At 60.1% G+C, this 9,784-nt stretch carries 8 protein-coding genes; 2 read left to right on the plus strand and 6 right to left on the minus strand.

The genetic code is table 11. The features are described 5' to 3' along the window. Positions 1–696 precede the first annotated feature (696 nt). From ABY403_RS08955 to ABY403_RS08970, 4 genes are all read right to left on the minus strand, one after another. Complete coding sequence (locus ABY403_RS08955) at positions 697–2,376, minus strand: dipeptide ABC transporter ATP-binding protein (protein ID WP_372840442.1); 1,680 nt, start codon at positions 2,374–2,376, stop codon at positions 697–699. A 9-nt stretch (positions 2,377–2,385) separates the two neighbouring features. Continuing rightward, positions 2,386–3,327 carry an ABC transporter permease gene (locus tag ABY403_RS08960; RefSeq protein WP_372840443.1) on the minus strand — a complete coding sequence of 314 codons (942 nt, stop codon included), beginning with the start codon at positions 3,325–3,327 and terminating at the stop codon, positions 2,386–2,388. Further along, positions 3,324–4,298: an ABC transporter permease gene (locus tag ABY403_RS08965; RefSeq protein WP_372840444.1), complete on the minus strand. Its 975-nt coding sequence runs from the start codon at positions 4,296–4,298 to the stop codon at positions 3,324–3,326. The genes ABY403_RS08960 and ABY403_RS08965 overlap by 4 nt, the downstream gene beginning before the upstream one ends. 66 nt (positions 4,299–4,364) lie before the next feature. Next, the gene (locus ABY403_RS08970; RefSeq protein ID WP_372840445.1) at positions 4,365–5,993 is read right to left on the minus strand and encodes an ABC transporter substrate-binding protein; all 1,629 of its coding nucleotides are present in this window, start codon (positions 5,991–5,993) and stop codon (positions 4,365–4,367) included. A gap of 159 nt (positions 5,994–6,152) precedes the next feature. Here ABY403_RS08970 and ABY403_RS08975 point away from each other — a divergent pair, with 159 nt between their 5' ends. Beyond that, entirely contained in the window at positions 6,153–7,007 is an 855-nt protein-coding gene (locus ABY403_RS08975; protein WP_372840446.1) for a MurR/RpiR family transcriptional regulator, read from the plus strand. Next, the gene (locus tag ABY403_RS08980; protein WP_372840447.1) at positions 7,004–7,801 is read left to right on the plus strand and encodes an N-formylglutamate amidohydrolase; all 798 of its coding nucleotides are present in this window, start codon (positions 7,004–7,006) and stop codon (positions 7,799–7,801) included. Before ABY403_RS08975 ends, ABY403_RS08980 begins: the two co-directional genes overlap by 4 nt. A gap of 118 nt (positions 7,802–7,919) precedes the next feature. On the opposite strand, the gene ABY403_RS08985 is transcribed toward ABY403_RS08980, so the two are convergent. Next, positions 7,920–8,753 carry a sulfite exporter TauE/SafE family protein gene (locus ABY403_RS08985; RefSeq protein ID WP_372840448.1) on the minus strand — a complete coding sequence of 278 codons (834 nt, stop codon included), beginning with the start codon at positions 8,751–8,753 and terminating at the stop codon, positions 7,920–7,922. Continuing rightward, positions 8,750–9,616 (minus strand): NAD(P)-dependent oxidoreductase, encoded by an 867-nt coding sequence (locus ABY403_RS08990; protein ID WP_372840449.1) that lies wholly within the window; start codon positions 9,614–9,616, stop codon positions 8,750–8,752. Before ABY403_RS08990 ends, ABY403_RS08985 begins: the two co-directional genes overlap by 4 nt. Positions 9,617–9,784: the final 168 nt, after the last annotated feature.

Genomic DNA, 9,784 nt, shown 5'->3' on the forward strand with positions numbered 1-9,784 from the left:
GCCGAAACGCCAGAAAAGCGTCCTTGTTGGCCACCGGCGGCAAGACCGAAGGAATTGGCTTCAACCCAAACACCGTTTCCGCCTAGCAGAAAGCGGCGGCGGGCTTCCTGAAATTGCCTGTCTGCAATTCCGAAAGACAGCGTGGTCGCCTCGCCTTACATCCGCGGCAGATCCTCGCCCGCGGCCAGCGGGCCCTGAACCATGCTTGCCACCAAGGCGGCGTGCGTTTCGCGGCCTGAACTTCTGTTAGGACACCGAGCCAAGTCATTTCTTGATACAATTGATCGATATGCGCCTCGCTTGGCTGGTGTTGTTTCTCTTATCTTTTCCTTTTGGCACAGACGTTCAAATGCGATGTCTATCGCGCATCTGAATGACCGCCCGCGCTTTGAGATTGCGCCACTAGGTGAACGATCCGTGCCCCCCCGGTGTGGCGGCCACGCGCATTGCGATGATGGTCATGCGCTGACAACCCCGAGAGCGGAGATGGGTGATCCACCTTGAAGAGATGCGGAGAAGTTTGGGCGGCAGCCCCGCCCCCACCGCCGCTTGCACATAACCGCCAAGGCGCAAGAGCGAAAAGATGCCTTGGTCGCCCAATTGGGCTTCGATCCGCATGTGGGCTTGCATGCCACCACCACAAGGCCGGGCAGCCGCGTGGGGCTGGCCCTGATTGCCTGATGGGAGTCGCCTCGTTCAGATTTGCGGCATCAGGCGGATCAGTTCTTGGGTGTATTCCGCCTTGGGGTGCTCGAAAAGCGCCTCGGTCTCGGCAAGCTCGCAAATCTGCCCGTTGCGCATCACCGCGACGCGGTCGCACATCTGGCGCACTACGGGCAGATCGTGGCTGATAAACAGCACCGTCAGATTTAGCGCATCACGCAGGTCTTTGAGCAGGTTCAAAATCTGCGCTTGAATGGACACATCCAGCGCCGAGGTCGGTTCATCACAGATCAAGAACCGAGGCCGGGTGGCCAAAGCACGCGCGATCGAGATGCGTTGGCGTTGGCCACCCGAAAACTCGTGCGGAAACTTGCGCCCGGCCGCTGCGCCAAGTTCGACCACCTCCAAAAGGTCGGCCACAATCGCGCGCGTCTCGGCCTCGCTAGAGGTCAGGCGGTTGTGGTGGATCGGTTCCGCCACGATCGTCTCAACCCGCATACGCGGGTTCAACGATGAGAAAGGGTCTTGAAATATCATCTGGATCTGGCGGCGAATGGCTTGGCGTTCGCGCGACGAATGCACCGTGGCCAGATCCCGCCCATCAAAGCGGATGCTGCCAGTACCGGGCCGGTAAATGCCCGAAAGCATCCGCGCCACGGTCGATTTTCCGCTGCCCGACTCCCCTACCAGCCCCAGAACCTCGCCCTGCGCTATGTCGAAGCTAGCCCCCTTGACCGCATCTATGTAGCGCCGATTGCGCGGCAGTATCGCGCTGACGGTGGGAAAGCGGATGCCAAGATCGCGCACCGAAACAAGCGGTTCTGCCGAGCGCGCGGCAGCGCCTTCACGTGCCTTGCCCAGCCAGTGGCTAGACAGCGCAAATTCGGCGCGCGGCGGCGTGGTGTCTTCGGAGTAAGACACACGCGGAAAACGTTCGAGCTTGATGTCACCGCGCGGCACGGCGGCGATAAGGCTTTTGGTATAGGCATGCGATGGCGCGTAGATCACCTGCTGGGTGGTGCCGACTTCGACCAGTCGCCCGCGATACATGACCGCCACGCGGTCTGCCGTCTGGGCGATCACGCCCATATCGTGCGTGACAAGAATGACCCCGACGCCACGTTCGCGCGCAAGATCGCGGATCAGCACCAGAATCTGCGCCTGGATAGAGACATCAAGCGCCGTGGTCGGTTCATCAGCAATGATCACGTCAGGGTTGGAACAAAGCGCCAGCGCAATCACCACCCGCTGGCGCATACCGCCCGAAAACTGATGCGGATACTGGCGAATACGTGTTTCAGCATCGGCAATTCCGACCGACGCCAACAGTGCTACGGCCTCTGCCAACGCCTCTGCCCCGCTGACATCGCGGTGCGCGCGGATGGTGTCGATCAGTTGCTGTTCAACCGTGAACATCGGGTTGAGGCTGGTCAACGGGTCTTGAAAGATCATCGAAATACGCCGGCCGCGCAGCTGCGCGATTTCACGCACATCCACGCCATCGAGTGTGATGGTGCCCTCGGATACACGCCCCGGCGGGTCAAGCAGCCCCATCACGGCCGTGCCGACGGTGGATTTACCCGCGCCGGATTCGCCGACCAGCCCAAGGATTTCGCCGCGTTCAAGCGAAAGCGTCACATCACGAACCGCCGTGAAGGTCGATTTGCGCCCCGGATATTCAACCGTGAGGTTCTGGATTGAAAGCAACGTCATCGCATTTCCTCAGCGCAGCTTGGGGTCGAGCACGTCACGCATCCAGTCACCCAGAAGGTTGACCGACAGCACCAACAGCGCAAGCGTCAGACCGGGGTAGATCAGCATCCAGCGTTCGCCGGAAAAGATGAAATTGTTGCCGATCCGGATAAGCGTGCCAAGCGAAGGCTCGCTTGCGGGGATACCGACACCCAGAAAACTAAGCGTCGCCTCGCCCAGAATGGCGACGCCCAAATTGATCGTCGCAATCACCAGAACCGGCCCCATCACGTTGGGCAGCACATGGCGCGCCATGATTACCCAAGGGCCACGGCCAATCACCTGCGCCGCCTGCACATATTCGCGCCCACGCTCTACCATGGTCGAAGCGCGCACGGTGCGCGCCACCTGCGGCCAGATCGACAGCGCCATCGCCAGAATGATAACGAAAATCGCCAAATCATCATGGCGATCACGTGGCAGCAAAGTGCGGCTGACACCGTCGATCATAAGCGCGACCATGATCGCGGGAAAGGTCATCTGGATATCGACGATGCGCATCACCAGCGCATCGACAATGCCACCAAAATAGCCCGCGATCAGCCCGAGGAAGATACCCGCCGTAACCGCCAGCAGCACCGATATTGCCCCGACCATCACCGATGTGCGGGTGCCGTATAGGATAGCGGACAAAAGATCTCGGCCCTGATCGTCCGTGCCTAGCAAGAATGCGGGGTTACCGCCCTGTTGCCACGCAGGCGGGGTCAGCGAGTTCATCAGATCGATTGATGCCTTGTTGAACGGATCGAAGGGCGCGATCAACGGTGCCAGAATGGCCGCGCCGATCATCAGCACCGCTACGACCCCCGCCAGAACGGTGATCGGCGAAGACCGGAACTTGTAGCCCGCATCGCTGTCGAACATACGATAGAGCAGCGAAGGTCTAGGGTTGTTCTGCATCTTGGGGCTCATCGCTTATCCGAAATCCGCAGGCGCGGATCTACAAGGAAATACAAGATATCGACGATCAGATTGATCGAAACGAAGATGACCGCCACCAGCAAGAGGTAGGTGGACATGACGGGGATATCGACGGTGGAGATTGCCTGCAAAAACAACAGCCCGATCCCCGGCCACTGGAACACGCTTTCGGTCACGATGCCAAAGGCGATGATGGAGCCAAGCTGAAGCCCCGCAATGGTCATGACCGGCACCAGCGTATTGCGCAGCGCATATCTGAAATTGATGCGCCCATTGTCGATGCCACGCGCGCGCGCGAACTTGATGTAGTCGGTGCGCAAGACCTCCAACATCTCGGCGCGCACCAACCGCATGATGAAGGTCATCTGAAACAAGCCCAGCGTGATGGCGGGCAGAATGATCGAATGCCAGCCCGAAAAGGTCAAAAGCCCCGTCGTCCAGCCGCCAAGGTCAACCGTTTCGCCACGCCCGAAAGTTGGGAAGATGCTCAGCTCCACCCCGAAAACAAGGATCAACATGATCCCGATGAAGAAGGTCGGCAACGAGATGCCCGCAAGTGAAACAATCAGGAAAAGCCTTGATATCCAGCCGTTTGGCCTAAGTCCGGCGTATACGCCCATGGGCACGCCGACCAACAACGCAATGCTGAACGCCACGAGGCTAAGTTCAATTGAGGCGGGAAGCCGATCTGCCAGTAGGCCAGCGACGGGTTGCCCCATCTGGTAGGACAGGCCAAAGTTCCCATGCACCACCCGCACCACGAACTCTGCGAATTGCACTGGCAGCGGGTCATTTAGCCCCATCGCTTCGCGCAATGCGGCGCGGTCTTCAAATGTGGTGTCTTGGCTGACCATCTGCGCGACCGGATCGCCCGCATAACGAAACATCACAAAGGCCAGTAGCGCCACAACGATCAGCACGGTCGCCGCCTGCACCAGGCGCTGAAGAACAAAGCGTATCATGGCGTCCCCGTGCCGAAGTTCCAAAGTCGCGGGGGCCGCCTTTACCTCGGCCCCCGCGTGTTGGCTTTACTGCTCGATAGTGATGTATCGCCAGTCCAGAATGTTGTCAGCGCGCACTTCGATATCGACGCCTTCGCGCACGCCCCATGCCGCCCAAGTCTGATGCAGCGGAATGTAGGCCACATCATCGGTGGTGATCGTCCATGCCTGATGGATCAGGTCATTGCGGGTATCGACATCCGTTTCACGCAGGATCTCGCCAGCCAGTCGATCGACCTCGGGGTTGCAGTAACCGGCAAAGTTCGATTTGCCCGCGACGATCTTGGACTGATCTTCCAATGCCCAAATCTCTCCCTCGGGCGAGACGCGCGGGCACATGTGCAGCGAATAAAGCGCGATATGGCTATCAAGGCTGGCGGGCGTGGTGCCCAGCATCGCCAGACCAAAGTCCATGTTCGGCGCAAGGATGGCCTCTAGATACTGCGCGCGCGCCTGCACGTTGGCGTTGGCGTCGATGCCAACGGCGGCAAGCATGTTCGAAACGGCAAGGCAAATCGCCTCATCGCTGACATACATGTCGTTGGAACATTGCATCGTCATCGAGAAACCATCGGGGTAGCCCGCTTCGGCCAAGAGGGCCTTGGAAGCCTCCGGGTCAAAAGGATAGCGCTGGAAGTCGGCCGAATAGCCGTTGACGCCCGGTGCCACCATCAGCGCCGAAGGGCTGGACTGCCCGCGCAAGATCTTGTCGCGGATCGCCTCTACATCGATGGCGCGATAGACAGCCTCGCGCACCCGACGGTCTTTCATCGGGTTCACGCCTTCGACCGGATAGCCCGGCAGCGTGTCGCGCCATTGGTTCATCGTCAGATACATGGTGCGCACTTCGGGGCCAGCTTCGACATGCGCGCCGGGGGTGGCCTCAATGCGCGCCATATCTTGCACCGGCACCGGGTAAACCACGTCCAACTGCCCGGAAAGAAGTGCCGCCACGCGAGTCGCGGCGTTGGGCACGGGGGTATATTCGACCTCGGTTACATTGCCCGGAACCGTGCCTGCCCCCCACCAGTTGGGGTTGGACTTCAGCACCGTGCGAACACCGGGTTCGCGCGTGGTAAGAACGTAGGGGCCGGTGCCGTTTTCATGCAGCGTGGCGTAGTTTTCTACCTCGCTGCCTTTGTCCGGCACGCCGATATTGTTCGCCTCGCCCCAAGCGCGCGACATGATGTACCAATTGGCCCAAGTGAAATGCAGGATCGGGTTCGGTTCGGTCGTGATGAAGTCCACGGTGTAATCATCAACCGCGACCACTTGGGTATCTGCTGCAAGCCGGTTCTTGAAGTCTGACGCGCCCGAGCGCACGCGCTCGGCCGAATAGAGCACGTCGTCAGAGGTAAAGGGCGACCCGTCATGGAAAGTCACGCCTTCGCGCAGATGAAAGCGCCAGTGGGTCGGCGACAGCAGCTCCCAGCTTTCGGCCAGCGCGGGAAGGATTTCCAGATCCGGGCCACGGCGGATGAGCCCTTCATATACGTTGCCAAGGAACCCCGAGGTAAAGACCTCTTCGACCACATAGGGGTCCATGCTGAAGACGTCACCCGCGCCCGCAAAGCGTAGCGTTTCGGCGGCCAGAAGACCGGGGCTAAGCGCAATCGCCAAAGCCAAAGCGGATGTGTTGCGTGTAAGCGATCTCATGATGGTCTCCCAAAGTTACGGTTGGAGTGATCTACGCCACCTTTTGGTCAGCTATGCGATCTTTTCCTTGCTCGTCAACATATTTCGGATATTTAACTACAAAAGGCATGCAAGCGGCACAGTCTGATATCTTTACGATCATTCTTGGCGGAGGCGCATATGATTAAAGATTTCCTTACAGGCCCTGATCTACATCTTACTCCGAAAGAGGCTTTGATCCGTCGGGCGCTTCTAGCAAACTATCCGGTGGCGGGGCTGACCACGGTCGCTGATCTGGCGACACGTGCTGGTGTGAGTGTTCCAACCGTTCTGCGTTTCGTCAGCAAACTGGGCTTTCCAGGCTATGCTGCATTTCAAAGAAGCCTGATAGACGAAGTCAGCGACCAACTCAATTCGCCCCTGTCACTCTTGCGTGACCGAGCGGCACAGGTAAACGATAGCGTCTACCAAACCACCATGCGCACGCTTTCCACTGCGCTACGTCAGGTCGAGGCGGACTATCTGGAAGGCGACTTCGATTCGATCGTCGATCTGCTTGCGGACGAACGATCCGAGATCCACTGCCTTGGCGGGCGCTTTAGCACCGTGGTTGCGGGGCGGCTGGCGCTTCATCTGGCACAAGTGCGCCCCGGTGTGCGCCTGCTCAACCCCGGCTCGGAAACCTTGGCCGACCTTTTGGTGGATTATAACAGCCGGGTCACCTTGGTCGCATTCGATTTTCGTCGCTATCAAAGCGAAACCATCCAGTTCGCGCGCATGGCCCACCAACGCCGCGCGCGGATCGTGCTGTTCACGGACCGGTGGCAATCACCGATTGCCGCCGTGGCCGACAAGACAATGGTGTCCCCGGTAGAAAGCTGCTCACCCTTCGATTCCTGGGTGCCCGCTATGGCACAGACCGAGGCGCTGGTCGCAACGATTGTAGCGCGCAACCCAGATCGCACGCGCGAGCGCCTTGCCGCGATCGAGGCCCTGCGCGAGGCATTCAACGCACGGGTGGATCCGGTTACATGAATAGCGTTCTTGGCGAAACATTCTCGGCGCTTGCAGAAGATGACGCGATCGAAGTGTTCAACCCAAAAGGCCGCTTTCCGGGGCTTTTGGTTTGCGATCACGCAAGCGCGCATGTGCCGCGCAGATATGACGGGCTTGGCTTGCCGCCAGAAACGCTGAACCTGCACATTGGGGTTGATGTCGGCATCGCGGCGGTCACGCGGGCGCTGGCCGCGGCAATAGATGCGCCAGCGGTGCTGACCCGCACATCGCGGCTGCTGATAGACTGCAACCGCTGGATCGCAGACCCAACCTCTATTCCGCAAGAAAGCGATGGCATCACCGTGCCGGGCAATTGCAATCTGAACGGCGAGGCGCGGGCCGAACGTCAGGAGCGATACTTTTGGCCCTATCACCGCATGATCCACCGGATGCTTGCGCAAAAGCACGCTGACCACGCAGCGCCTATCTTTCTGGCAATGCACAGCTGCACCCGCCAACTTGGCCAAGAGCGGCGCGATATTGATGCAGGCACTTTTTGGCATTCCGACGCTCGCCTATCGTCGGCCCTGATTTCCGAATTGTCGCGCGAACCGGGTTTGCAGGTGGCCGAAAACCTTCCCTATTCAGGCTTTGTCGGCACGTCCTTCACGCTCGACTACCACACATGGGGCACAGGCATACCGGCAACAGGACTTGAAATCGTCAATGACTGGGTCCTTACGCCCCCAGATCAGGAACGCTGGGCCGAGCGCCTCGCCGCGGCGCTGCGCAAGATAGTGGACAGCTTGCCGATGCAAGCCCGCGCAAGATAACGCCGCGACCGGGCGAGAGATCAAAGGGCGGGCATTGGGGGCGCTGTCTTTGCCCCCAAGCACCCCAATCTTTGCCAGAATCTTTTGGCCAAGTGCACAGCCTAGTTTCAAAGGCGTGTCACGCTGTCACGATGGCCCAGAGGAATCGGAGGCTTACGGCCAGAAGAAAAAGCCCGAAGGCGCGTTCAAGATGCTTGCGGGAAAGATGGTGCGCCAAGGCTACCCCGAACCGGGTTGTCAGAAACGAGGTTGGGATCGTCAGGGCGAAGGTTGCCAGAGAGACAAAACCTATGGCATCGGGCGGAAGGTCGGGCTGGCCCCAACCTGCGGCCATATAGCCCAGCGTCCCCGGAATCGCGATCAGCACCCCTACCCCCGCCGAGGTCGAAACCGCCCGATGGATCGGGACATTATGTAGGGTAAGGATCAGGTTGGAAACCGCGCCCCCGCCGATACCCATCAGAGCCGAGACAAGACCCACACCGCTGCCATATAGCCGCAGTGCGCCGCGTGAAGGCAGGCTGTCGCGCAACCGCCACCCCGAACCGCCGGAAAGCAATTTCGTCGCATTCACTGCCGCCACGACGACAAAGGCCAATTGAAACACTTGCGGCTGGGCAAAACGCGCAATGGCCGAACCGAGCAGCACGCCAACCAGCACCGGCAATGCCCAAAGGCGCAACAGGTCCATATCCACAGTGCCGCGTTTGAAATGCCCAAGCGAGGAAAGGATCGAGGTCGGAATGATCACCGCCAGCGAGGTGCCGACAGCCACCGGCATCGCCACTTCGGGCGCATGACCAAGAGCTTGAAATACCTCGTAGAAAACGGGGACGGATATTGCTCCGCCCCCGATCCCGAAAACACCCGCCAAAAAGCCGATCAGCGCCCCTGCAAGGGCCAGCACCGCGATCAGCGGCAAAAGCGTGGCAGGGTCCAAAAGGTCCATCATCGCTTGGCCGCCAGTCGGGTCAGGCTGGCACCGTCAAACCGGCCGAGCCCTGCTTGCAGCGCGGCCTGGTATCGCAGATCTGTGGCGCGAGCCACGGGCAAATCCGCCCCTTCCGCTTTGGCCAGCGCCAGTGCCAGTGTCAGATCCTTCGTCAGCCCGGCGATATCGAAGGTTCCGGGTTGGTCGGTGCCATTCAACGTATCTACCACCACCTGCGCACGGTTCTTCAAGACGGTCGGCCCGGCAGAGCTATCGGCAATCAGGCTGATCGCCAAATCATGCGGCACCCCCGAATCCCGCAACAGCGCAAGGCTTTCGCCCAAGGTCTGCCAGTAAACGGCCAAGGGCAGATTCACGGCGAGTTTCATCCGCGCCGCAGTGCCTGCGCTTCCCAGATGCTCTACCCGGCGGCAAAGCTGTTCAAGCACCGGTTTCGCCCGCTCAAATGCTCCGATCTCGCCCCCGGCCAAGCCCAAGAGCTGCCCCTTCAACGCCGGGGCGACGGTGCCGCCAACGGGGCAGTGCACGAAGTCAGCCCCCGCGGCCGCTACCCTCGCGGCTAGGTCATCGGCTTCAGCCGGTAGAAGGGTAGACATCTCTATCACCAGCCGCCCGGCGATCCCTGCGTCGATCAACTGGCTCAAGGCCGCCCCCGATGCGGCGGCGTCTGTCAACGAAAACAAGATCATGTCACAGGAAGCCAAACCCGACAGATCGGTTGCCACCGCCCCGGCCTGAACCGCCGAAGACATGCGCTCTGGGCTGCGGTTCCACACCTTGACGCTATGGCCGGCCTCGATCAGGCGACGCGCAAAGGCGGTGCCCATCCGGCCGGTGCCTGCTATGCCGATATCTTTGGTCATGTCATTTCCTCCCTATTCAAGCCTAGTATCGCAAGCGTGGTTTCGCCTTGCCTCAGGCGCTGCATCATCACGGCCTCTTTCTCCGCCCGCATTTTGCTGGCGACGAGGGCGTGAGGCAGATCTTCGGGCGCAAGCGTCGCGATAGCGTCTGCATCGGCCAAGACAATA

The organism is Phaeovulum sp., from assembly GCF_041596715.1.
In the GTDB taxonomy this organism is placed as follows: domain Bacteria; phylum Pseudomonadota; class Alphaproteobacteria; order Rhodobacterales; family Rhodobacteraceae; genus UBA6213.